This window comes from Bartonella sp. AP30XZML (genome assembly GCF_042195945.1).
Taxonomy (GTDB): Bacteria; Pseudomonadota; Alphaproteobacteria; order Rhizobiales; family Rhizobiaceae; genus Bartonella.
The window spans coordinates 16,026-38,808 of sequence record NZ_JBHIPJ010000044.1; the positions used below are offsets into that span (position 1 = coordinate 16,026).

The 22,783-nt window shown below is 38.6% G+C and carries 18 protein-coding genes and 1 pseudogene; 15 read left to right on the top strand and 4 right to left on the bottom strand.

Translation table 11 applies throughout. The features are described 5' to 3' along the window. Positions 1-271: 271 nt before the first annotated feature. Positions 272-2,161 (bottom strand): peptidyl-prolyl cis-trans isomerase, encoded by a 1,890-nt coding sequence (locus ACFIL2_RS03020; protein ID WP_375680423.1) that lies wholly within the window; start codon positions 2,159-2,161, stop codon positions 272-274. Between the two features lie 154 nt (positions 2,162-2,315). On the opposite strand from ACFIL2_RS03020, the gene tpiA reads away from it, so the two are divergent. The 13 genes and pseudogenes from tpiA to ACFIL2_RS03085 all read left to right on the top strand — a co-directional run bounded on the left by tpiA (position 2,316) and on the right by ACFIL2_RS03085 (position 16,221). Further along, positions 2,316-3,080: a triose-phosphate isomerase gene (tpiA, locus tag ACFIL2_RS03025; RefSeq protein WP_375612907.1), complete on the top strand. Its 765-nt coding sequence runs from the start codon at positions 2,316-2,318 to the stop codon at positions 3,078-3,080. Between the two features lie 82 nt (positions 3,081-3,162). Beyond that, entirely contained in the window at positions 3,163-3,615 is a 453-nt protein-coding gene (secG, locus tag ACFIL2_RS03030) for a preprotein translocase subunit SecG (RefSeq protein ID WP_375680424.1), read from the top strand. A gap of 129 nt (positions 3,616-3,744) precedes the next feature. Further along, a complete protein-coding gene (locus ACFIL2_RS03035; protein WP_375633089.1) occupies positions 3,745-5,373 on the top strand; it encodes a CTP synthase in 1,629 nt (542 codons plus the stop codon). A gap of 36 nt (positions 5,374-5,409) precedes the next feature. Continuing rightward, positions 5,410-6,246: a 3-deoxy-8-phosphooctulonate synthase gene (kdsA, locus tag ACFIL2_RS03040; protein ID WP_375680425.1), complete on the top strand. Its 837-nt coding sequence runs from the start codon at positions 5,410-5,412 to the stop codon at positions 6,244-6,246. A 71-nt stretch (positions 6,247-6,317) separates the two neighbouring features. Then, positions 6,318-7,589 (top strand): phosphopyruvate hydratase, encoded by a 1,272-nt coding sequence (eno, locus tag ACFIL2_RS03045; RefSeq protein ID WP_375633085.1) that lies wholly within the window; start codon positions 6,318-6,320, stop codon positions 7,587-7,589. Between the two features lie 111 nt (positions 7,590-7,700). Next, a pseudogene (locus tag ACFIL2_RS03050) lies at positions 7,701-8,107 on the top strand (TM2 domain-containing protein). Between the two features lie 726 nt (positions 8,108-8,833). Then, the gene (locus ACFIL2_RS03055; protein WP_375617692.1) at positions 8,834-9,145 is read left to right on the top strand and encodes a septum formation initiator family protein; all 312 of its coding nucleotides are present in this window, start codon (positions 8,834-8,836) and stop codon (positions 9,143-9,145) included. A 135-nt stretch (positions 9,146-9,280) separates the two neighbouring features. Then, complete coding sequence (pdhA, locus tag ACFIL2_RS03060; protein WP_375680426.1) at positions 9,281-10,321, top strand: pyruvate dehydrogenase (acetyl-transferring) E1 component subunit alpha; 1,041 nt, start codon at positions 9,281-9,283, stop codon at positions 10,319-10,321. 16 nt (positions 10,322-10,337) lie between these two features. After that, positions 10,338-11,687, top strand: a complete 1,350-nt coding sequence (locus ACFIL2_RS03065) for a pyruvate dehydrogenase complex E1 component subunit beta (protein ID WP_375680427.1) — start codon at positions 10,338-10,340, stop codon at positions 11,685-11,687. 14 nt (positions 11,688-11,701) lie between these two features. After that, positions 11,702-13,045 (top strand): pyruvate dehydrogenase complex dihydrolipoamide acetyltransferase, encoded by a 1,344-nt coding sequence (locus ACFIL2_RS03070; RefSeq protein ID WP_375633079.1) that lies wholly within the window; start codon positions 11,702-11,704, stop codon positions 13,043-13,045. 221 nt (positions 13,046-13,266) lie between these two features. Further along, positions 13,267-14,727 (top strand): dihydrolipoyl dehydrogenase, encoded by a 1,461-nt coding sequence (gene lpdA / locus ACFIL2_RS03075; protein WP_375680428.1) that lies wholly within the window; start codon positions 13,267-13,269, stop codon positions 14,725-14,727. Between the two features lie 67 nt (positions 14,728-14,794). Continuing rightward, entirely contained in the window at positions 14,795-15,757 is a 963-nt protein-coding gene (gene lipA / locus ACFIL2_RS03080; protein WP_375633075.1) for a lipoyl synthase, read from the top strand. 2 nt (positions 15,758-15,759) lie between these two features. Next, positions 15,760-16,221, top strand: a complete 462-nt coding sequence (locus tag ACFIL2_RS03085; protein WP_273791149.1) for a type II toxin-antitoxin system RatA family toxin — start codon at positions 15,760-15,762, stop codon at positions 16,219-16,221. Between the two features lie 599 nt (positions 16,222-16,820). Here the strand turns inward: ACFIL2_RS03085 and ACFIL2_RS03090 are convergent. From ACFIL2_RS03090 to rirA, 3 genes are read right to left on the bottom strand one after another with little or no spacing between them, the layout of a single operon-like run. After that, on the bottom strand, positions 16,821-17,309 hold the full coding sequence (locus ACFIL2_RS03090) for a CinA family protein (RefSeq protein ID WP_375628982.1): 489 nt from the start codon (positions 17,307-17,309) through the stop codon (positions 16,821-16,823). Beyond that, a complete protein-coding gene (locus tag ACFIL2_RS03095; RefSeq protein ID WP_375633118.1) occupies positions 17,306-18,496 on the bottom strand; it encodes a bifunctional 2-C-methyl-D-erythritol 4-phosphate cytidylyltransferase/2-C-methyl-D-erythritol 2,4-cyclodiphosphate synthase in 1,191 nt (396 codons plus the stop codon). Before ACFIL2_RS03095 ends, ACFIL2_RS03090 begins: the two co-directional genes overlap by 4 nt. A gap of 24 nt (positions 18,497-18,520) precedes the next feature. After that, on the bottom strand, positions 18,521-18,964 hold the full coding sequence (rirA, locus tag ACFIL2_RS03100; protein ID WP_375611276.1) for an iron-responsive transcriptional regulator RirA: 444 nt from the start codon (positions 18,962-18,964) through the stop codon (positions 18,521-18,523). A gap of 191 nt (positions 18,965-19,155) precedes the next feature. Here rirA and ACFIL2_RS03105 point away from each other — a divergent pair, with 191 nt between their 5' ends. Both ACFIL2_RS03105 and ACFIL2_RS03110 read left to right on the top strand, forming a co-directional pair. Further along, positions 19,156-21,423, top strand: coding sequence for an ATP-binding protein (locus ACFIL2_RS03105; RefSeq protein ID WP_375631782.1), 2,268 nt, complete (start codon positions 19,156-19,158; stop codon positions 21,421-21,423). 1 nt (position 21,424) lies between these two features. After that, a complete protein-coding gene (locus ACFIL2_RS03110) occupies positions 21,425-22,783 on the top strand; it encodes a sigma-54-dependent transcriptional regulator (RefSeq protein ID WP_375617700.1) in 1,359 nt (452 codons plus the stop codon).

Here is a 22,783-nt window from a genome sequence, read left to right on the forward strand (position 1 = left end):
GACGATAGGGATGATATTTATAGCTTAATGGGCGGCAACCTTTACAACCTTTGGATGGATAATGTTTTTTAATGCATTGCAAAAACGATTCTACATTCCATTGACTATTTTCTCGCAAATCCATACATGCACTGTTTTGCGAGAAAATGAATCATTATACAAACGCTGATCCTAAGATATGCAGACAAGAAACCCGTCTTACCTCTTCAACTATAGACGAAGAGCTGATGAAAACTTTATCAATAAGTTCTTAAAATTATGCACAATCTTTTTATTGGAGAGTGTTAAAGATCTGATTATAATTTGTGCTATTAATTTCCAAAGGATGTTCTTTATTGGCAACTTGTAGCATTTCTAGCTTGAGATCTTCTCTTATCATCATATCTATATTGGCGCGGACCTCAGTTGAAAGAGTATGAGACGTGATATCTTTAGGCATGGTTACAGTCTTTATTTGATAAATGATACGGTTTGTTGCAACCGGACCTTTTATGATGCCATAATGACCTTTGGGAGCGGAAAATAATGCTTTAATGCCTTCAACGCCAAGGGTTTCAGATGAGTCTTGACGCCGGAGGGTTGGTGTTGTTTGTTTTGTAACACCAAGGGTATGAGCAAGAGCAACAAGACTTTTTCCTTCCGTGAGCTGTTTGAGAGCATTTTGGGCTTTTTCATCAAGAAGACGTTGGATTTCCTCATTTTTCCATTGAGAAAGAACATCTAGCTTAGCCTCTTCAAGTGTCTTATCGCGGGCAGGAATAATTTTATCGACCTTGTACCAGAGATATCCACCATTTTGAAAAGAGAGAGGATCAAGATCGACTCCTTCGTTTGATTGATAGATGGCATTCAGTAAAATATCTTTTTGAGGTAAATCCGTGAGTATTGCACCTTCAAGCGTTTTTCCCGTTTTATCAATGGTAATTGTGCGCAAAGATAACTTGTATTGGTCAGCTAACTCTTTGAGAGAAGCACCCTCAAAACGAGCATTTTCAATGGCTACATAATTGTTACGGATATCATCAGTAGCACGATTTTTGGCAAGTATTTGGCGAATATTTTCTTCTACACTTTCAAAAGGAAGAGAGCTTGAAGGTTCAATATGCGTAACGCGAATGAGAACAGGTCCCTGTAAGTCATTTATCACAGGACTGACTTGGCCTTGTTGAAGTTCAAAAATTTCAGATATCAGATGATTAGGAAGTTCGTTTTCTGCGAGAGGACCTTTTTTTATGTCATTAAGAGTCTTTTTTTCAGCTTTTACCAGTTCATCAAAACTCAATCCATCAGCTATTTTTTTTGCTGCATTATCGGCTTCTTCGCGTGAGGGGAATCGCAGTTCTTCGAATGTACGCTTTTCAGGCGTTACAAAACGTGAAGCATTTTGTGTATAATAGGCTTTCGCCTCATCTGTTGAGATATCTTTAGGTTTTACAAAATCATTAAGTTCCATAGATAGCAAAGAGACAGTACGGTATTCTGGAGCACGAAATTGACTTTGATGTGTTTCAAACCATTTTTGTAATGTTTCGTAATCAGGATCAGCAATTGTTTCCTTTTCTTTTAGATCAATAACGAGATAATCAGCAATACGCATTTCTCCTTGATAAAGAGTAAGTGCTTTATAAAAGAGATTTGGTGCCTTCATATCAGAAAGTAAAGCAGCAATAAGCTGATTACGCTTTTCTTGTTTGGTGTAATAATTAAGAAAAGCACTTTCACTAATACGTAAATGCTGAAGATAGTTATAAAACAAGTTTTTATCAAAAGTGCCATTTACCTGGAACATCTTATCAGAACCAATCGTATGAGCTATTGTATCTTTTGAAAGACTTATTTTCATTTTACGTGCTTGTTCATCAAGCAGTACATTTTGTTGTAATTGATTAAATACAAAAGCAGGAATTTGGTATTGCTGCATTTCATTTGTTGTAAACATTCGTCCAAGATGAGCAGCATATGCTAAACGTGCGCTTTGATCGGCGAGTGCAAGACGATAATCATCGACAGTTACTGTGGACTTTCCAGAAGTAATAAGATCTCTTTCACTTTTTTTGTGTAACTGCGGTACCCCCCATAAAAGAATGAAGCATAAGAGTAAAATAGCAAGGAAAATTCTAAAAATCCAAGAATTTGTAGCATTTCTTATGATGTCAAGCATTGTTCAAGTCCATTTTTAATGTGAGTTATTATCAAAGCTGTAATGGAATTTGCAATAAAGAGATGAAAGATGCAAGCTTTAAAGACTTGCTTTCATTTTATAATTTGGTAACTACAGATAAACAATGTATTGTAAAAGCTCTTGAGGTGAAAATATGTCTCAAAATATTCGGCCTTTTCTTGCTGGAAATTGGAAAATGAATGGAACGAGTGAATCGCTTGGAGAGTTACGTGCTATTGCTACAGGCGTTAGCTCTGATCTAGGTCATCTATTTGAAGCCCTAATTTGTGTTCCAGCAACGCTTTTATCGCGTGCTTCTAATACGCTGAATGGTGAAAATCTCCTTTTGGGAGGACAAAATTGTCACTTTGATGATCATGGTCCTTATACTGGAGATATTTCAGCTTTTATGCTTAAAGAAGCAGGAGCAAGTCATGTTATTATTGGGCATTCAGAACGTCGTACAGTGTACCAGGAAAATGATGCGATTGTCTGTGCCAAAGTGCAAGCTGCGTGGCGAGCAGGTCTTGTGGCTCTTGTATGTATTGGTGAAACATTGGAGGAGCGTAATAATAATAAAGTACTGGATATTCTCACGCAGCAGCTTGAAGAATCTCTCCCAGATGATGCAACAGCAGAGAATACCATTATCGCTTATGAACCAGTTTGGGCGATAGGCACCGGCAATACAGCGACTCCAGAAGATATTGCAAAAGTACATCATTTCATTCGTGATAGGGTGCGCTCTCGTTTTGGTGATGAAGGTAATAAGATACGTTTGCTTTATGGTGGATCCGTAAAGCCATCCAATGCATTTGAGCTTTTAAGCATTGCTCATGTTAATGGTGCTTTGATAGGTGGAGCAAGCTTAAAAGCGATTGATTTTTTAACAATTTGCGATGTTTGTCGTAAACTATAGCAGAGAAATTTGAGTTTCCCCTTGGATTGTGCGTTATTTATGTGTAAATAGCTATTAAAGAGTTATTTGAAGAGCAGGGTTTATGCAAACAGTACTTATAGTTATTCATTTTTTGATTGTGATTACTTTGGTTGGTATTATATTAATTCAACCTTCAGAAGGTGGTGGGTTAGGTGTGAGTAATAGCTCAGGGTTGATGAAAACTCGTGGATCTCGAAACCCTTTAACACGTTTGACTGCTATTTTAGCCTGTTGTTTTTTTGTTGTGTCTATTGGACTTACCGTGGTGAGTAATATATCAAATTCTAGTTCTGATATTTTAAAGCGTATACCGGTTAATTCAGAACAGAATTCTACCAATAAAGACTCAGGATCAGTCCCATCAACAGATGGTGAGTCTTCCCCTTCTATTCTTGAACAGCTAGGAGGCACTTCGAATTCTCCGCAGGAACAGAAACAGTCCACAAATCCTGAAGCAGAAAGTCCAGTTCCTCAGGTTTTTGAAAATACAGTTCCGGATAACAGTACAAAATAGTTTTTTAAGAAAACATAGACTTTTTAAAAAAGGTGATTTTTTTCGCCTTTTTTATTTTAGAAGAAAAATTGTTTCTTTTTGCATTTTTTGCTGGAAAAATCATTATAAATTGCTTATCACCATAAGCCCATGGCACGTTATGTTTTTATTACTGGTGGTGTGGTTTCTTCCCTTGGAAAAGGCATCGCAGCGGCGGCGTTAGCAGCGTTATTACAGGCTCGTGGCTATCGCGTACGTCTTCGCAAACTTGATCCTTATTTAAATGTTGATCCAGGTACGATGTCACCTTATCAACATGGCGAAGTATTTGTGACCGATGATGGTGCAGAAACGGATCTTGATCTTGGTCATTATGAGCGTTTTACTGGGCGTTCTGCAAATAGCCAAGATAATATTACAACAGGGCGTATTTATCGCAATATCATTGAACGAGAGCGGCGTGGTGATTATTTGGGGGCAACAGTCCAAGTTATTCCTCATGTTACAGATGAAATTAAGAGATTCATTACGATGGAAAATGAAGAATTTGATTTTGTTTTGTGTGAGATAGGTGGAACGGTTGGTGATATTGAAGCAATGCCTTTTCTAGAAGCGATTCGTCAGCTTCGCAATGAGCTACCGAGACAAAATGTCGTTTATGTCCATCTCACATTAATGCCTTATATTCCTTCAGCAGGTGAATTAAAAACGAAACCAACACAACATTCTGTCAAAGAATTGCAAGCAGTTGGTATTTCTCCTGATATTTTGCTTGTACGTGCAGATCGATCTATTCCAGAAACAGAACGGTGCAAATTATCACTTTTTTGCAATGTTCGCTCCAATGCAGTCATTCAGGCATTAGATATGCCAACAATTTATGATGTTCCTATGGCATACCATAAGGAGGGTTTGGACTCTGAAGTTCTTTGCGCTTTTGGAATCGATTCGGCACCTTCCCCAAAGATGGATCGTTGGGAAGATATTACGCATCGTATTCACCATCCTGAAGGAGAAGTTACGATTGCTGTTGTAGGAAAATATACGGGCTTAAAGGATGCTTATAAATCTCTTATTGAAGCGATTGCACATGGTGGTTTAGCGAATAGAGTGAAGGTTAATATTGAGTGGATTGATTCGGAGCTTTTTGAAAAAGAAGATTCTGTTTCAGCTTTACAAAAAGCCCATGGAATTTTGGTTCCAGGTGCTTTTGGGGCACGAGGGGCAGAAGGGAAGATTCGAGCAATTCAATTTGCGCGAGAGCGTAAAGTTCCATTTTTAGGGATTTGTTTTGGGATGCAATTAGCTTGTATAGAAGCTGCGCGCAATATTGCACAGATTGAGAATGCTTCATCAAGTGAGTTTTGCGAAACAGACAATCCAATTGTAGGTTTAATGACAGAATGGCTTAAAGGAGACGTTCTTGAAAAACGTACAAGAAATGGTGCTCTCGGCGGTTCAATGCGCCTTGGTGCTTTTGCTGCTGAATTAAAAGAAGCGAGTCATATTGCTCAAATTTATGGGATGACCAAGATTGTCGAGCGACATCGTCATCGTTATGAGGTCAATATTGATTATAAGGATAAGTTAGAACAGTGTGGTTTGATTTTTTCTGGGATGTCTCCTGATGGTATTTTACCAGAAACGATAGAATATGTAGATCATCCATGGTTTATTGGTGTTCAATATCATCCAGAATTAAAATCTCGTCCTTTCGATCCACATCCGCTTTTTTCTTCTTTTATTGAAGCCGCTGTAGAACAAAGTCGATTAGTTTAATGCGTAAATTGGATTACTTTGCTTTTGAGGGATAAAATGACTAAACCAAATGCACGTGTGAAAGTTGGAAATATGATTTTTTCAAATGAAATGCCTCTTTCATTAATTGCAGGGCCGTGTCAGATGGAAAGTCGTGATCATGCTTTTGAAATGGCTGGTCGTATTAAAACAATTACCGATCAGCTTGGTATCAGGTTTGTTTATAAATCAAGTTACGATAAAGCCAACAGAACCTCTTTGAATGCGGCACGTGGTATTGGTCTTGAAAAAGCAATGTCCATTTTTTCTGATTTAAAAAAAGAGTTTGATTGTCCCATATTAACTGATGTGCATACAGAAGAGCAATGTACAATTGTTTCTTCTACAGTTGATATTTTACAAATACCGGCTTTTTTATGTCGTCAAACAGATCTTTTGGTAGCAGCCGCCAAAACAGAATGTGTTATTAACATTAAAAAAGGTCAGTTTTTAGCGCCGTGGGACATGGAGAATGTTTTAAAAAAGGTTGTTTACAGTGGTAATCCGAATGTTATGCTTTGTGAGCGAGGCACGTCATTTGGTTACAACCGACTTATTTCTGATATGCGTTCGTTGCCTATTTTACGTTCATTTGGAGCTCCTGTTATTTTTGATGCAACGCATTCTGTTCAAGAACCTGGGGGGCAGGGGGCTTCATCTGGTGGACAGCGTCAATTTGTTGAAATTTTAGCGCGTGCAGCTGTCTCTGTTGGGGTAGCTGGTATTTTTTTAGAAACACATCAAGATCCAGATAATGCACCTTCTGATGGACCCAATATGGTTAAAGTTGATGATTTACAAAGATTGCTTGAGACTTTAATGGAATTTGATTATCTGTCAAAAAAGTTGAGTTGAGAAGAGAAAAAATATTTCATTAATAGGGCATTATAAATGAATCGAGACTTTTATTGGATAAGGAAACACATATGACTATAATTGTCGATATCATTGGGCGTGAAGTTCTTGATAGCCGTGGTAATCCAACGGTAGAAGTTGATGTTCATTTGGAGAATGGAGCTTTTGGTCGCGCTCTGGTTCCTTCGGGAGCTTCAACAGGAGCATACGAGGCTATAGAGCTTCGTGATGGTGGTTTGCGCTATCAAGGGAAAGGTGTTGAAAAAGCGGTTGCTGCAGTTAATGGCGAAATTCTTGAAGAACTTGGTGGGCGGGATGCAACAAATCAAATTGCTATTGATCAAGCAATGATTGCTTTGGATGGAACGCCAAACAAAGCCCGTCTTGGTGCCAATGCACTTCTTGGTGTTTCATTAGCTGTTGCAAAAGCAGCTGCGGATTCATTAAATTTACCTTTGTATCGTTATATTGGTGGTACACAAGCGCATATTCTTCCAACCCCCATGATGAATATTATTAATGGTGGCGTTCATGCTGATAATTTGATTGATTTTCAAGAGTTTATGATTATTCCTATAGGAGCTCCTACTATAAGAGAAGCGATCCGTTATGGCGCTGAGATTTTCCATGCATTGAAAAAGCGTTTAAAAGATGCGGGTTATAATACCAATGTTGGTGATGAAGGTGGTTTTGCTCCTCAATTTAAAAGTGCTGATCAAGCAATTGATTTTATTATGGAATCTATCATGATATGTGGCTATAAACCAGGTGAACAAATTGCCATTGGTTTAGACTGTGCTTCAACCGAATTTTATAAAAATGGTTCGTATTTTTATAAAGGTGAGGGGAAATGCCGTGACACCCAAGAGCAGGTAGATTATTTAGCGCAGCTTGTGAAAAATTATCCTATTATTACAATTGAAGATGGAATGGCAGAGGATGATTGGGAAGGTTGGAAGCTACTTACTGACACAATGGGAGAAAAATGTCAGCTTGTTGGCGATGATTTGTTTGTAACGAATTCAGCACGTTTGCGTGATGGTATCAAAATGGAGGTAGGCAATTCTATTCTCATAAAAGTTAATCAAATTGGTACATTGAGTGAAACACTTGATGCTGTAGAGGTAGCACATAAAGCAGGTTATCGTGCCATTATATCTCATCGTTCAGGCGAGACAGAGGATTCTTTCATTGCAGATCTTGCTGTTGCAACGAATTGTGGACAAATTAAAACAGGTTCTCTTGCACGTTCGGATAGATTAGCAAAATACAATCAACTTATCCGTATTGAGGAAATGCTAGGAGCCCAAGCACATTATGCTGGTGATTTATATCGTGTATAGTTGTGAGCAAAAAATATGAAAGTATACAATCATTTAGATTATGAAATTGAGATTTCTTATCAAAGGCATATACGCAATAATTTTTAAGTATTTAAATTTATAGGGATTAAGATGAGAGGTATAATTATTAGTCAAGATCAAGGAACTTATCTCGTTTCGGGTGATGATGGTAAACGTTATCAGTTTGCGACTTGGGATTGGTTGGGAAAGAATCCACCAAGGATTGGTAATGCTGTTGATTTTGTCTGTGAAGGGGGGGGGTCAGTTCTGTTTTTCCATTGTTGAGACCAGGTACAGAGAACTCAAAGATAATGTTCGCACTCCTTTGTTGGTGTGCAGGTATCTTTGGTGTCCATCGTTTTATGGTTGGTAAAGTTAGGACTGGTGCTTTAATGCTGGTTCTATCTTTATCATTGTTTGGATTGATAATTACCGGAATTTGGGCAGTTGTTGATTTTATAGTCATTCTTGGAGGAAGATTTACGGATAAAGATGGGAATCAGATTACAGATTTTTAAAAATTTTATAATAAAGAGAAAGTAATTCAGTTCGCTTTTTATTTTTATAAATAATTAAGTTGCATCATGCAAAATTATTGTACTATATTTATTTAATATGAGATATTAAAAAACATGTACAGCTAAGTAAAAGTATTGAAAAAGACAATGCTATTTTATACGGGTAAAGCAAAGACGCAAATTAATTAAGGCGTGCATTGTTTTTCTGCTTATAGCAGTGGATAGCATTAGATTATTGGAGGCTCCAAACTATCCTAATTTCACGTTTATTACGGCTGCTATAAATTGTATTTACACCGTGAGGTTAATCCGCATATTATCAAATTAGAAATAATCTCTTTATGAATAACACATAAGGAGCGTGGGTAAGGATGAAGGGTGAAATTATGGTTCAAAATCAAGGGGTTTATCTCGTTTTGGGAGGTGATGATAAGCGTTATCAATTTGAGGATTGGAATTGGTTAGGAAAAAACCACCAAGCATAGGGGATACCGTTGATTTTATCTTTATTTTAATAGGAAATTTTAGGAAAAAGCTACAAATTAGAGGATATCCAATATTTATAATATAAAAAGTAGGTCATTCAGCTTACTTTGATTGTATTAAGGGGGATAAATTGAAAATAACAAATTATTTAGTGTAGATTTGGTAATGAGGTATTAATCAAAATCATGCATAGTTGGGCAAAATATTAAGAAATTTGTGCTGTAAAGACTGTGCTATTTTATGTGGACAAAGCAGAAACGTCGATCAATCAAAGTACGCTTTGTACTACCTCTTATGACGGTGGGAGTCTTAAGCTATTTCAGTTATCACATTTATCATGGTGAGTATGGATTGTATTCACGCAGTGAAGTTAATCAGCATATTAGCGAATTAGAAAAGGAGCTTCATAAAATAGAAGCTGAGCGGATATTCATGGAAAAGCGTATTTCTCTTTTACGCAACGGGCATATAGAAAAAGATATGTTGGATGAGTATGTCCGAAAGAACTTGAACTTCTCTAAGTCAAATGAACTGACAATCTTAATACCTTGAAATGATACTAAAGGTAAATGAAAAATCGCTTAATTTAAACAACAATCAGCAATGATATTGTTTAAGCCGATTGATAAGGCTTGTAACTTTTGTTCGTAAAGGTTATTCCTAAATAATCATAAAAGGGAGTTTAATATGGCAGAACGACTTAAAAAAAATTCTGCGTCGGCGGCGCGCACTGCATTATCAAGCACCACAAAGAAAGCACCAATAGCAGATTTTACAAAAGAAGAAGAAATTGATGCTTATCGTGAAATGCTTTTAATTCGCCGTTTTGAAGAAAAAGCAGGACAACTTTATGGTATGGGGCTTATAGGGGGATTTTGTCACCTTTATATTGGTCAGGAAGCCGTTGTTATAGGAACATTGAAAGCGGCAAAAGAAGGTGATCAGGTTATTACGTCTTACCGTGATCATGGACATATGTTAGCGGTTGGGATGAGACCGCGTGGTGTTATGGCAGAATTAACGGGACGTCAAGGTGGCTTTTCCAAAGGGAAAGGTGGCTCGATGCATATGTTCTCTAAAGAAAAGAACTTTTATGGGGGACATGGTATTGTTGGTGCGCAGGTTCCAATTGGTTCAGGTTTGGCATTTTCGAATCAGTACCTTGGTAAAGATAATGTGACATTGGTTTATTTTGGTGATGGTGCTGCAAATCAGGGGCAGGTTTACGAGAGTTTTAATATGGCTTCACTTTGGAAGCTTCCTGTTGTTTATATTATTGAAAACAATCAGTATGCTATGGGAACGTCAGTTTCACGTGCATCTGCAGAAACTGATTTTTCCCGACGTGGTCTTTCTTTTGAAATTCCAGGTATTGTTGTTGATGGTATGGATGTTCGATCAGTAAAAGGAGCTGCTGATGAAGCAATTTCTTGGGCACGCTCAGGTAAAGGACCGATCATTCTTGATATGCAGACCTATCGCTATCGTGGTCATTCCATGTCTGACCCAGCAAAATATCGTTCAAAGGAAGAAGTCCAAAAAATAAAAGAGGAGCACGATCCGATTGATCAAGTAAAAAGTCGGATTCTTAAAAAAAATTGGGCGAGCGAAGACGATTTAAAATCTATTGAGAAAGAGGTCCGTGCAATTGTTGCTGATGCGGTAGATTTTGCACAAAGTGATCAAGAGCCAGATGCTTCTGAGCTCTATACTGATATTTTAGTTTGATGCGAGGGAAGCAAGTATGTCTATTGATATTTTGATGCCGGCGCTTTCACCAACTATGGAAGAAGGTAAACTGTCTAAATGGCTCAAGAAAGAAGGTGATAAGGTTAGCTCTGGCGATGTTATTGCTGAAATTGAAACGGATAAGGCTACAATGGAAGTAGAGGCCGTTGATGAAGGTACTCTTGGTAAGATTTTTGTGCCTGAAGGTTCAGAAGGCGTAAAGGTTAACACTGTTATTGCGATTTTGTTAGAAGAAGGTGAGCGTGCTGAGGATATTTCGCAACCTATTGATACAGCACAAAAAACTAAGGAATCTCCTCTTTCTCTGGCTTCGTCAGTTCCGCAGGCTGCTCCTAATTTTGATATTCCGGCGGGAACACAAATGGTTACAATGACAGTTCGTGAAGCGCTTAATCAGGCTTTGGCTGAAGAAATGCGGCGTGATGAAACAGTTTTTCTTATGGGGGAAGAAGTCGCGCAATATCAAGGTGCTTATAAGGTTAGTCAAGGTTTGTTGGAAGAATTCGGAGAACGCCGAGTTATTGATACCCCAATTACAGAGCACGGCTTTGCTGGGCTGGCTGTCGGGGCTGCTTTTGGTGGGTTACGTCCCATTGTTGAGTTTATGACATTTAATTTTGCGATGCAGGCGATGGACCAAATTATTAACTCAGCAGCCAAAACACGTTATATGTCTGGTGGACAAATGACCGCTCCTATGGTTTTCCGAGGTCCCAATGGCGCGGCTGCCCGTGTTGGTGCTCAACATTCTCAATGTTATGCTGCATGGTATAGTCATGTACCAGGTCTGAAAGTTGTCATGCCTTATAGTGCTGCAGATGCAAAAGGTTTGCTGAAAGCTGCTATTCGTGATGATAATCCTGTTATTTTCCTTGAAAATGAGATTTTGTATGGGCATCAATTTGATGTTCCTCAACTGGATGATTTTCTTTTGCCTATTGGTAAGGCACGTATTCATAAGTCTGGACAAGATGTGACGATTGTTGCATGTGGAATTGGGATGCATTATGCTGTTCAAGCGTTACCAGAAATTGAAAAACTTGGTATTGATGTTGAATTGATTGATTTACGAACCATTCGCCCGATGGATTTTCCAACAATTCTTTCGTCAGTTAAAAAAACAGGTCGTTTGGTAACAATTGAAGAGGGATTTCCTCAGTCATCTGTGGGAACTGAAATAGCAACGCGTGTTATGCAGCAGGCTTTTGACTATCTTGATGCGCCAATTGCTACGATTTCTGGCAAAGATGTTCCGATGCCTTATGCCGCTAATCTTGAGAAGTTGGCTTTGCCTAATACTGCTGAAATTATTGAGGCCGTTAAGGCTGTGACATACAGAGCATAACGGAGGAAAGCATAATGCCCATTAAAATTACAATGCCAGCGCTTTCCCCTACGATGGAAGAGGGAAATTTAACAAAATGGAATATTAAGGAGGGAGATAAGGTTTCCTCTGGTGATGTTATTGCTGAGATTGAGACGGATAAAGCGACAATGGAAGTCGAAGCCGTTGATGAAGGTAGGGTTGCTAAAATTGTTGTTCCTGCTGGAACACAAGGCGTTAAAGTAAATGCTTTAATTGTTGTTTTAGCAGAAGAAGGTGAAGATTTAGCTGAAGCTGCAAAAGTTACAGAAGAAATCTCTTCTTCTACAAGACAAAAACCAGAGGGCATCAAACAGACAGATTCTCTGAAACAGACGGACTCAAAGGGAATAAAAATGTCTCATGAATCATCAACTGGGCAATTAATACAGCAAGATAAAAAGGAAGCTCGTCTTTTTGCCTCTCCCTTAGCGCGGCGATTAGCATCTCAGGCAGGTCTTGATTTATCCCTTATTTCTGGAAGTGGTCCGCATGGGCGTATTATTAAGCGCGATGTAGAAAAAGCTGTGAGCAGCGATATGTCTAAAGTGTCTTATTCCTCACCGATAGGGGAGCTAATAGCTACAGGTGCTTCGGACAAACAGATATTGAAACTCTTCAAAGAGGATGAATATAGCTTCGCTCCCCATAATAATATGCGTAAAACAATCGCGACACGTTTGGTAGAATCAAAACAGAGAGTCCCACATTTCTATGTAACGGTAGATTGTGAACTTGATGCGCTATTAGCACTGCGTACACAACTAAATGCTGCTGCTCCAATGGTTAAGGGGCAGGAAGAAACTCAGCCTACTTATAAGCTTTCTGTTAATGATATGGTGATCAAAGCTGTCGCACTTTCTTTGAAAGCGGTTCCTGATGCGAATGTTTCTTGGCTTGAAGGCGGGATGCTTCATCATAAACATTGTGATGTTGGGGTTGCTGTTTCTATTCCCAATGGATTAATTACACCGATTATTCGCCATGCAGAGGAAAAGCCGTTATCACTTATTTCCAAAGAGATGAAGGATTTTGCAAAGCGTGCGCGCGAGGGCAAGTTAAAAATGGAAGAATATCAGGGTGGAACAACAGCTGTATCAAATATGGGGATGTATGGTATAAAAAGTTTTTCGGCTATTCTTAATCCACCGCATGCGACGATTTTTGCGATTGGTGCAGGGGAGCAACGCGCCGTTGTTAAAAATGGTGCATTAGTTGTTGCGACAGTTATGTCAGTTACGCTTTCTGCGGATCATCGTGCTGTCGATGGTGCTTTAGCAGCAGAGCTCGCGCGGACTTTTAAGAAGATGATTGAAAATCCATTAGCAATGTTGGTTTGAACTGTTTAACAGTTCTTCACGTAAATTGTGAGAAAGCGTGTTAAGAGAATAGAAACAAATTTAAAGAGTTTAAAGAGCAATGTTATTGCTATTTCTGGTTTGGATAAAGCATTTGCGTGAAGCTTAAAGCAAAAGACATAAGATAATTCTCTCATGTTGTTTTACAGACTTAAGTTCAAAAAATGCATATCCATTTTATATATATCCATGGAGGAATTACTGTGGTAAATCTTTATGATGTAATTGTGATTGGATCAGGTCCAGGCGGATATGTAACCGCAATTCGTGCAGCACAATGTGGCTTTAAGACTGCGATTGTTGAACGTGAACATTTGGGAGGGATCTGTTTAAATTGGGGATGTATTCCAACAAAGGCCCTTCTACGTTCAGCGGAAATGAAACATTTTGCTGAACATGCGACAAATTATGGATTAAAAATTAATGGTTCAATTGAGGCAAACATCAAAGATGTTGTGGCACGTTCACGGAGTGTTTCAGCACGTTTAAATGCTGGTGTTGGTTTTTTAATGAAAAAAAACAAAATTGATATTATCTGGGGTGAAGCAAAGCTTACTAAAGAAGCAAAGGGAAGCCTTCCTGCGGAAATTATGGTTTCTTCATCCTCCAAACCGATTATGCAACCGCAAAATCCAGTCCCTAAAGGGACGTTAGGGGAGGGAACTTATCAAGCAAAGCATATCATTATTGCAACGGGCGCACGTCCTCGTGTCCTTCCTGGTATTGAGCCAGATGGAAAACTCATTTGGACTTATTTTGAATCTATGATACCGCCAGCAATGCCAAAATCGCTTTTGGTTATAGGGTCTGGGGCTATTGGCATTGAATTTGCTTCTTTTTATCATGATATGGGGGCGACAGTAACTGTTGTTGAAATAATGCCCCATATCATGCCTGCTGAAGATATTGAAATTTCAACGTTTGCTCGTAAACAGTTAGAGAAAAAAGGTTTACGCATTCTTCGTCAAGCAAAAGTAACAAAGGTTGAAAAATCTTCCGATTCTGTAAGTGTACATATTGATGTTCAAGGTAAAATAGAGTCAATGACTGTTAACCGGTTGATTTCCGCTGTTGGGGTGCAAGGTAATATTGAGAATCTTGGTTTAGAAGCTTTGGGAATAAAAACCGATCGCGGCTGCATTGTAACTGATGAATGGAGTTGGACGGGGGTGGAAGGTATTTATGCTATTGGTGATGTAGCAGGCCCTCCTATGTTGGCCCATAAAGCAGAAGAAGAAGGTGTGATATGTATTGAGCATCTTGCAGGTTTGAAAAGCGCTCATCCGCTTGATAAAAGAAAAATTCCAGGGTGTACATATTGTACACCACAGGTTGCCTCTGTAGGGCTTTCAGAAGCGGCTGCAAAAGAAGCAGGTTATGATATACGTATTGGTCGTTATTCTTTTGCTGCGAATGGTAAGGCGATTGCTTTGGGTGAAGATCAGGGGTTAGTAAAAACGATTTTTGATAAAAAAACAGGACAGCTTCTCGGGGCCCATATGGTAGGGGCTGAGGTAACAGAATTGATACAGGGTTTTGTTATTGCTATGAATCTTGAAACAACAGAAGAAGAATTAATGCATACTGTCTTTCCACATCCGACCTTATCGGAAATGATGAAAGAAAGTGTATTGGATGCTTATGGTCAAGTTTTAAACGCTTGATGACTGGATTGTATGAAAAATTTTATATTTTTGATTGTTACTTCGTATTTATAAGGCAAAGGCTTAAATGGTTACGGTTGTTGATAGAGTTGCAAATAGACGATTGCGTCATCCTGAAAAGGCACATCGTCCTGATACAAGCGTTCAAAAAAAGCCAGATTGGATTCGTGTAAAAGCGCCAACATCACCAATTTATAAGGAAACACATGGTATTGTACGTACGCATAAGTTAGTGACTGTATGTGAAGAAGCTGGTTGTCCTAATATTGGCGAATGTTGGAGCCAGAGGCATGCTAGCTTTATGATTTTAGGTGAAATATGTACGCGTGCTTGTGCTTTTTGTAACGTTGCAACAGGTATTCCACTTGCCGTTGATGATAATGAGCCAGAACGTGTCGCTGATGCTGTTGCACGGATGGAATTAAAACATGTTGTCATTACATCTGTTGATCGTGATGATCTTGCTGATGGTGGTGCTGAGCATTTTGCAAAAGTTATTTATGCGATTCGTCAAAAAACTCCTAAAACAACAATTGAAGTTCTTACACCTGATTTTCGTCATAAGGATGGCGCTTTAGAAGTTGTTGTTGCTGCTAAGCCTGATGTTTTTAATCATAACTTAGAAACAGTTCCTTCTAAATATTTGAAGGTCCGTCCAGGGGCACGTTATTTTCATTCAATTCGTTTGTTACAACGTGTTAAAGAACTTGATCCAACAATTTTTACAAAATCGGGAATTATGGTTGGCCTCGGGGAGGAGCGAAATGAAGTTTTGCAATTGATGGATGATTTGCGCGCTGCTGATGTTGACTTTATGACAATTGGACAATATTTGCAGCCTACACGAAAACATCATCCAGTTGTTCGTTTTGTGCCTCCTGAAGAATTTGAGTCTTTTGCCAAGATTGGTAAAGTAAAAGGATTTTTACATATGTCCTCCAATCCTCTAACGCGTTCATCTCATCATGCTGGAGATGATTTTGCCATTTTGCAAAAAGCGCGTGATGAAAAATTTTCCTTACAGAGATAATTATGCCGATTTTTACAATACATCGGCAGATCACCCATAGTGCCAGTGAAATGTTTGATCTGGTTTCAGATATTGAGCGTTATCCTGAATTTTTACCAATGTGTGAGTCTTTAATAATACGTTCTCGAAAAGAATATGGAAAAAAAATATTGCTTCTTGCGGATATGACCGTTGGCTATAAGATTATTCGTGAAACTTTTACGACTCAAGTATTTCTTCAGCCGGAAAAAAGTCTTATAGAAGTTAAATATATTGATGGTCCATTCAAATATCTTGAAAATCGTTGGGCCTTTCATGATATTGAAAATACCAATGCATGTAATGTAGAGTTTTTTATTGATTATGAATTTAAAAGTAAAACGCTTGGATTAGTGATGGGCTCAATGTTTGATATTGCGTTTCGTAAATTTACCGAGGCTTTTGAGAAGCGTGCGCATCAGATTTATGGCTCTACGGTAACATAGTCTATTCTGTTATTTTTTAACAATACGTATTGCTTAAACAGCGTGAAGGTGAAAACCGGTTTCCATCTTTACTATTTGTTTTTAATTCAGCTTTCAAAAGCATATTGAGGGAATATCATTTTAAATGATGAAGATGATGCACAGCTTCATGCTTTTGTTTCTCTCTTTTTTAATAGATGCACACTCGTTAAACAAAACGCCCAAATAGAACATGCTTGCGTCATACCCATTTCATAATAGTGCTCATAATAAATAGTATAGATTCTCGTAAAAGTATATAAAATCTACATCTGTACACTTATGAAGAAGTTCTCCTGTATCATTTATTTGCCATCTCTCAAGATGTTGTACCAGCTCTTAGCACTTGAGAGAGAGGTACAAGTTTTCCTTTCATTAATCATTTTATTTATACAGTTTTTTCTCTTGTGGCGTGTAAGTGAATAAATTTGATTAATTCAACCTACACAGGACTAAAGTGAGATAATTTTACGCTAGTCAGATCGTTCATTTTCAAGTTGTGATACAATAAATTTTTTTCAAGATGTTGACGATTATAGACTCGATGGAGAATAAAGAATTTTGAAATTAGTATGGGGAATTCAGTGAAGCAATTCCAGAATCATTTTAAAAGCATTTTCAACAGTTGCATGGCGGATAGCATTGCGATTAAGATGAGCAAAGTGCATTTCTTTGTGCAGGGGGGAGTGGTTTTTATAAGCTACTGCGCAATGCACAAGTCCTACAGGTTTATCAAGACTTGCACCTCCTGGACCAGCAATTCCTGTTACAGAAACTGCAATGTCAGCTTGTGAATGTTTTAATCCACCCTCAGCCATTGCAAGAGCAACTTCTTTTGAAACGGCACCATAGGTTTTTATAAGTTCAGCACAAACGCCAACAAGGCGTGTTTTAGATTCATTTGAATAAACAACAAATCCACAATCGAGAACATCTGATGATCCTGCTATATTTGTGAGGCATGCAGCAATGAGTCCCCCTGTACAAGACTCTACAGTTGTTAACAGCAAACCTTTTTGGCGAAAGGTATTAAGGACTTCATGTGCTTGTTTTTCACAAAGATATGTCATTGGGGAAGTTCTCCTGAATAAAGAACGCTCGCTGTTGCAAGAGCAGCAATTCCTTCACCACGACCAATAAATCCAAGCCTTTCATTTGTTGTTGCTTTGATAGAGATTCGATCAGGTGTCATTGAAAGTATTGTCATAAGATTTTCTGTCATGGCATGACGATAGGGACCAATTTTAGGATTTTCAGCGATAATTGTGATATCAACATTGGCAATACGTCCACCTGCTTGTTTAATAATATCAAGAGCATGACGGAGAAAAATTTCTGATGATACATTTTTCCATTGAGGATCAGAGGGAGGGAAATGTGTGCCAATATCTCCAGCACCTCGCGTAGCGAGCAGGGCATCTGTTAGCGCATGAAGAGCAACATCCGCATCGGAGTGTCCATTTAATTTTTTATGAAAAGGGATTTTTATACCACATAAAATAAGAAAATCACCATCCTCGAAAGAGTGAACATCATAACCATTGCCGGTGCGGATATCAGGAAACATTTGCATTTTCTTTTGGAGATATAAATGTGCAGTATTAAAATCTTCATGCCATGTAATTTTTATGTTGTTAGGATCCCCAGGAATGGCACGCATAGGAATTCCAAACCATTCGGCAATTGCAGAATCGTCAGTGAATTCTTGTTTGCAAGCTTGTTTTGCTTGTTTATGGGCCGCTAAGATATGTTCAAAGGGAAAACACTGTGGAGTTTGTGCACTATAAAGATGGGTACGGGGAATTGTTTCTAAAATATGCTGATTATTTATACGTTTAAGGGTATCAGAGATGGGCAGAACAGGAAGAACACCTTCTTGAGGCGTGATAGTGTTGTGAATGTTATTAAGAAGCTTGTTTTCGATAAAAGGGCGTGCACCATCATGAATATGCACATATTGGGGGGCAAATTTTTTGAGTGCATGAAGTCCATATAAGGTAGAGATTTGACGTGTATTGCCTCCTTCAACGATAATAAGGCGCTCTTTAAAATCGTCAATAGCTTGTTCACAGATTTGACGATCTTCTGGATGAATAACAAGAATAATTGTTGTGATAGCTGGATGCTGCAAAAAACAATGCACGGTATGATAAATAATTGGCTTTTGTCCTAGAAGCCGATATTGTTTTGGAATTTTATGGGGAGATCCTGCTCTTTCACCCCGTCCAGCGGCTAATATTATTGCTGCAATAGAAATACTTAATCTCCTTGTATTATAATCTTAGTTTGCTTTTTTGTCATTAATTTTAAAATGATTTTGAAAGGATGGTTGTTGTAGATCAGCAAGGGATATCACGGATAATACCTCAAAAAAAGCATTTAATGCTTTTTGAAGTGCGGTATTTAAACCACAAAAATCAAACAAGGGGCAAGTTGGTTCTGCAGTATCGAAGCATTCTGCGAGGGAAAAGTTGTCTTCTGTTACTTTCACAACATCCGCGACTGAAATCTCTGCTGCGGGTTTAGCCAATCTAACTCCACCATTGCGTCCACGCACTGTTTGTATAAAACCTGCTTGAACAAGCAGCTGAAGGATTTTAAATAAAAAAAGCTCTGAAACGGCATATGCTTTAGCGATTTCTGGAACACGACTGAGAGTTCCCTGATTATCTGCACAATACATGAGCATTCTAAGAGCATAATTTGTTTGTTTTGTTAATCGCATCTCATTTCCTTCGTAAAGTATCGTCGAACACAGTCTATTTTAAAGATATTTTGCAAAATGTAGAAGTTTTTTCTCGTTGACTATATTTGCTCTATTTTAAATGTAGTATTAGTTTTAAATGTAGTATTAGTATTGTCAATTTTTGCTACAAAAGGTTATATGAGAATAATGGGATAAGGGTATGTAAGCTCATGACGAATATAACATCTGTGACGAATCTTCAAGACATAGATAAAAATACTTATAACGATGAGTTGTATCGTTTAAGTAAGGTATATATTTTTTTAGGGATTACAATTATTGTATTGGCTTTACTTACGGCCTCTGTTTCATTTATTATTCTTATTGGATTAACTCCTGTTGTTCCCAGTAGAACAGTAACCCTTATTCTTATAGGAATTAATAGTTTTTGGGTTTTAGGGCTTATTGTCATCGTTTTTTATGAGATGATACCGATCATTCGTGCTTGGCGTTCAAGGCGTGCAGGATCGCGTCTTCATGTGCGCCTTATTTCATTGTTTGCACTTGTTGCGACAATGCCAGCTGTTGCTGTAGCTCTTGTATCGGGTCCAGCACTAAATTTGGGACTTGATCGATGGTTTGATACAACAACGCGGCAAATTGTGGGCTCTTCTATTGATTTAGCAAATGCTTATGCAGATGAAATGCTTCAAAATTTAAAAAATTTATCCTACGCGATGGCATTTGCACTTGATAACAAAAAACTCTTAGAACGTAATCCAGCTGAATATAGGATGCAATTGACGCGTCATGCTCTAGGACGCAATTTGCGTGGTGCATTTTTGTTAAGTTCTAGCGGAGCTATTTTTGTATCGAGTGCTCTTGGTGATGAAGATAAACTGCCAATTCCTCCTTCCCATCTTATTGAACGTGCAACCAGTGCGAGACCTTTTTCTTTTCAACCAGGCGTTCATGATTATTTTGGTATTATTTTAAAATTTACCAATATTCCAAACACATTTTTATATTTGGTGCGTGACGTTGATAAAGGTGTTTTATCTGCTTTGCGTTTGACAGAAGTTAATACAGATCGTTATCGTGATTTAAATGAAAATCGCCTGCTGACACAGATTGCATTTGGTATGCTTTATTTGTGTCTTTTTTTTAGTTTATTCTTATCAGCCATTTGGGCTGCTATTGCTGTTGCTGATCGCTTAGTACGTCCTATTCGTCTTCTCATTAGTGCTGCCGATGATGTTGCTTCTGGAAATATGGAAATTTTCGTGCCAGTACGAGCAAAAGATGGTGATATTGGGCAATTATCCAAAACTTTTAATTACATGGTCAGTGAATTGAAAAGTCGGCGTAATGAATTGATTGCAGTGCGTGATCAAATTGATGAAAGACGGCGTTTTTCTGAAGCTGTGTTATCGGGTGTAACAGCGGGAGTAGCAGGTATAGATGATAATGGTGATATCACCATTATCAATCGGTCTATTGAAGCGATGTTTGATATTCGCTCAGAGCACGTTGTTGGAAAAAGTCTTTTATCTTTAAGCGCTGAAATTTGGCAGGTTTTTCAGTTTGTGCGTTCATTGGATCGTAAAAACCATCGTGAGCAGGTCACTTTAAACGTTGCAGGAAAAGAGCGTGTCTGTAATGTCCAAGTTACGATGGAGGAGGATGATGGACAAGGGCAATCTTGGGTTCTAACAATTGATGATATTACAGACCTTGTTGCAGCGCAACGTACAGCGGCGTGGGCGGATATTGCGCGGCGTATTGCACACGAAATTAAAAATCCTCTTACACCTATTCAGTTATCCGCTGAACGCATTCGTAAACGTTATAACAAAGCTATTACACAAGATAGAGAGGTCTTTGAGCGGTGTATTGACACAATTATTCGGCAGGTTGGAGATATTGGGCGTATGGTTGATGAGTTTTCCTCTTTTGCACGTATGCCCAAACCAAAAATGCATATTTTAGATATACGAGAATTGTTGCGCGAAGCATGTTTCTTGATAGAAGTGACGCGACATGATATTCATTTTGAGCAAGATTTAGGAACTCTACCACTTATGGGTGCATTTGATAACCGTCTCATTGTACAGGCTTTTTGCAATGTTATCAAAAACGCGAGCGAATCCATAGATTCAGTTATGCGAGAGGAAAATATTCACGGTCATATTCTTATCCGTTCTTATCGTCAGGAAGAATGGGTGGTTGTGGATGTTGTTGATAACGGAAAAGGACTTCCTAAAGAGCAAAGACAAAAGTTATTAGAACCCTATATAACAACGCGGGAAAAAGGAACAGGGCTGGGGTTAGCTATTGTGCGCAAAGTTATTGAAGATCACGGTGGTTTCATGGAGCTTCATGATGCACCGGAGAGTTTTTATGAAGGTCGTGGTGCGATGATCCGTTTGATATTTCCAGCGGATGGGGGTAAGCAGGGTAATATTATACAAGCCATAAATCATAAGATAGGGGAATAGTATGGTATCAGATATCTTGATTGTTGATGATGAAGCAGATATTCGTGAGCTTGTTGCTGGTATTTTAGATGATGAAGGTTATGAAACGCGTGTTGCTTGTAACTCTGATGAAGCATTGGCTCAAATTAGTGAGCGTATTCCAAAGCTCATTTTTTTGGATATTTGGCTACAGGGTAGTCGTCTCGATGGTTTAGCACTGCTTGATGAAATTAAAACACAATATCCGGCTCTTCCGGTCGTTATGATCTCTGGTCATGGTAATATTGAGACGGCTGTTTCCGCTATAAAGCGAGGAGCATATGATTTCATTGAAAAACCTTTTAAAGCTGATAGACTTGTATTGGTTGCAGAGAGAACACTTGAAAATTCAAATTTAAAACGTGAGCTTTTAGAATTGCGAAAGCGTTCGAACGAGACATTAGAGTTGCTCGGAAAATCGACAGTTATAAAAAATTTGCGTCAAATCATAGAAAAAGTAGCACCAACCAATAGTCGCATCATGATAACAGGTCCTTCAGGGGCAGGAAAAGAGACTGTTGCACGAACTATTCATGCGCTCTCAACGCGTTCGAATGGGCCATTTGTTACAATAAATGCTGCAACGATTACTCCAGAAAGAATGGAAATAGAGCTGTTTGGCAGCGAAATGGAGGGAAGAGAGCGTAAAATTGGTGCCTTAGAGGAAGCTCATGGCGGTATCTTATATCTTGATGAAATTGCTGACATGCCGCGTGAGACTCAAGGGAAGATTCTTCGAGTTTTAACGGGGCAAACATTTGAGAGAATTGGCGGCACAAAACGTGTTAAGGTGGATGTCCGTATCATTTCTTCGACAGCGCAAAATCTTGAAAACCTCATTTCTGATGGGCGCTTTAGGGAGGATCTTTTTCACCGTCTTTCCGTTGTTCCTATTGTTGTTCCGCCCCTTTCAGCGCGTCGTGAAGATATTCCAGAACTTGTACATCATTTTGTAAAAACAATATCACAGCAGGTTGGGATTAAACCGCGTGCAATCAGTGATGATGTGATTGCTATTTTGCAAACGCACGCTTGGCCGGGTAATGTGCGGCAATTACGTAATAATATTGAGCGTCTTCTTATTCTTGTGCGGGATGGTGATGGTCCTATAACAGCGGACTTTCTTCCCAGTGAAGTAAGTGATTCTTTGCCACGTCTTCAAATGGATTCAGATGAAAGTATAATGGATTTGCCGTTACGTGAAGCTCGAGAATTATTTGAAAAGAGATATTTAGTGGCGCAGATTGGGCGTTTGGGTGGAAATATATCACGTACTGCTGAATTTATAGGCATGGAGCGTTCAGCTTTGCACCGTAAACTTAAAGCGCTTGGAGTTTCTTAA

Bases quoted from the DNA above. Each gene is read 5' to 3' on its own strand.
- ACFIL2_RS03090 (WP_375628982.1), bottom strand. From the start codon at position 17,309: ATGACATATCTTTGTGAAAAACAAGCACATGAAGTCCTTAATACCTTT.
- pdhA (WP_375680426.1), top strand. From the start codon at position 9,281: ATGGCAGAACGACTTAAAAAAAATTCTGCGTCGGCGGCGCGCACTGCA.
- ACFIL2_RS03020 (WP_375680423.1), bottom strand. From the start codon at position 2,161: ATGCTTGACATCATAAGAAATGCTACAAATTCTTGGATTTTTAGAATT.
- lipA (WP_375633075.1), top strand. From the start codon at position 14,795: ATGGTTACGGTTGTTGATAGAGTTGCAAATAGACGATTGCGTCATCCT.
- kdsA (WP_375680425.1), top strand. From the start codon at position 5,410: ATGACTAAACCAAATGCACGTGTGAAAGTTGGAAATATGATTTTTTCA.
- ACFIL2_RS03085 (WP_273791149.1), top strand. From the start codon at position 15,760: ATGCCGATTTTTACAATACATCGGCAGATCACCCATAGTGCCAGTGAA.
- rirA (WP_375611276.1), bottom strand. From the start codon at position 18,964: ATGCGATTAACAAAACAAACAAATTATGCTCTTAGAATGCTCATGTAT.
- ACFIL2_RS03070 (WP_375633079.1), top strand. From the start codon at position 11,702: ATGCCCATTAAAATTACAATGCCAGCGCTTTCCCCTACGATGGAAGAG.
- ACFIL2_RS03055 (WP_375617692.1), top strand. From the start codon at position 8,834: ATGTGGACAAAGCAGAAACGTCGATCAATCAAAGTACGCTTTGTACTA.
- ACFIL2_RS03110 (WP_375617700.1), top strand. From the start codon at position 21,425: ATGGTATCAGATATCTTGATTGTTGATGATGAAGCAGATATTCGTGAG.
- ACFIL2_RS03035 (WP_375633089.1), top strand. From the start codon at position 3,745: ATGGCACGTTATGTTTTTATTACTGGTGGTGTGGTTTCTTCCCTTGGA.
- ACFIL2_RS03105 (WP_375631782.1), top strand. From the start codon at position 19,156: ATGACGAATATAACATCTGTGACGAATCTTCAAGACATAGATAAAAAT.
- tpiA (WP_375612907.1), top strand. From the start codon at position 2,316: ATGTCTCAAAATATTCGGCCTTTTCTTGCTGGAAATTGGAAAATGAAT.
- ACFIL2_RS03065 (WP_375680427.1), top strand. From the start codon at position 10,338: ATGTCTATTGATATTTTGATGCCGGCGCTTTCACCAACTATGGAAGAA.
- secG (WP_375680424.1), top strand. From the start codon at position 3,163: ATGCAAACAGTACTTATAGTTATTCATTTTTTGATTGTGATTACTTTG.
- eno (WP_375633085.1), top strand. From the start codon at position 6,318: ATGACTATAATTGTCGATATCATTGGGCGTGAAGTTCTTGATAGCCGT.